The sequence below is a fragment of the Kitasatospora sp. NPDC091257 genome (assembly GCF_044757675.1).
Classification (GTDB): domain Bacteria; phylum Actinomycetota; class Actinomycetes; order Streptomycetales; family Streptomycetaceae; genus Kitasatospora; species Kitasatospora lactacystinica.
On sequence record NZ_JBIVVI010001639.1, the window covers coordinates 1 to 1,537 of the forward strand.

The following is a 1,537-nucleotide window of genomic DNA, read 5'->3' on the forward strand; positions in this document are numbered from 1 at the left end:
GGGTGCGGCGCGGGGTCGTGGCGGAGGCAGGCCGACGCTCGGGCCGGCCCGCCAACTCGGCTGCCGGACAGTCGGGTTGTGGGGCAGTGGGGCAGTGGGGCAGTGGGCCCGGGGTCGGGCCTCGCCCAGCCCGCCGGACCCGGCCGCACGGGCGGTGCGGCCGGGCCCTCGGGCGCGGCGGTCAGCTCAGGGTGCGGATCGCGGCGGCGTCGTAGGGGCGCAGGTCGTCGAAGCGGCCGGAGAGGACCTTGGCGGCCCACTGCGGGTCCTGGAGCAGGGCGCGGCCGACGGCGACCAGGTCGAACTCGTCGCGCTCCAGCCGGTCGAGCAGGTTGTCGATGCCCCGGACCGGGGAGCCCTCGCCCGCGAACGCGCGGACGAAGTCGCCGTCGAGGCCGACCGAGCCGACGGTGATGGCGGGGCGGCCGGTGAGCTTCCTGGTCCAGCCGGCGAGGTTGAGGTCCGAGTCCTCGAACTCGGGGACCCAGTAGCGGCGGGTCGAGGCGTGGAAGGCGTCGACGCCGGCCGCGGCGAGCGGGGCGAGGATCGCCTCCAGCTCCTGGGGGGTCTCGGCGAGACGGGCCTCGTAGTTCTCCGACTTCCACTGCGAGTAGCGGAAGATCACCGGGAACTCCGGGGAGACGGCCTCGCGCACCGCGGCGACGAGCTCGGCCGTGAACGCCGTCCGGGCGACCGCGTCGCCGCCGTAGGCGTCGGTGCGGCGGTTGGTGCCCGCCCACAGGAACTGGTCGAGCAGGTAGCCGTGCGCGCCGTGCAGTTCCACGCCGTCGAAGCCGATCCGCTCGGCGGCAGCGGCGGCCTCGGCGAACGCGCCGATGACGGCGTCCAGGTCGGCCCGGGTCATCGCCCGCCCGGTTCCCTCGGTCCCGTCCAGCCGGATCCCGGACGGGCCGACGGCGGGGGCGTCGGCGAACGGCGGGTCGCCCTGCTTGCGCACCATGCCGATGTGCCAGAGCTGCGGCACGATGGTGCCGCCCGCCGCGTGGACGTCCTCGGCGACGCGGGCCCACCCGGCCAGCTGCTCCTCGCCGTGGAAGCGCGGGATGTCGTCGCTCTGGCCGGCCGACTCGTGGCCGACGTACGTGCCCTCGGTGACGATCAGGCCCACGCCCGCGGCGGCGCGGCGGGCGTAGTACGAGCGCACGTCCTCACCGGGTACGCCGCCGGGGGAGAACCTGCGCGTCATCGGCGCCATCGCGATGCGGTTGGGCACGGTCAGCCCGTTGATCGTGACGGGCCGGGACAGGATCCCGGCCGCGCGGGAGGCCGGGTTCTCGGTGACGGTCATGGGATTCCTCGCGGTAGCGGCAGCGATGGCGTGCGCCGGGGCGGAAGCGGTCGCCCGTGCCAACCACCCCGGCGGCCCCCGCATTTCGCCGACCCCGCCCGACCCGCTGTGATCCGCGCCACTGCGCGCCGCGCGCCGCAGGGCCGCGCCCCCTCAGGGCCGGGGGGCGGGGCGGCGGCCCCCGGGCCGGGCGCGGCGGACCCCCCGCAAGAAAAACCGCAAACCGAG

1 protein-coding gene is annotated in these 1,537 nt (G+C 76.4%); it reads right to left on the minus strand.

The window, feature by feature from the left end:
* Positions 1–181: 181 nt before the first annotated feature.
* Complete coding sequence (locus ACIQOV_RS40940) at positions 182–1,309, minus strand: NADH:flavin oxidoreductase (protein WP_380549655.1); 1,128 nt, start codon at positions 1,307–1,309, stop codon at positions 182–184.
* Between the last annotated feature and the right edge of the window lie 228 nt (positions 1,310–1,537).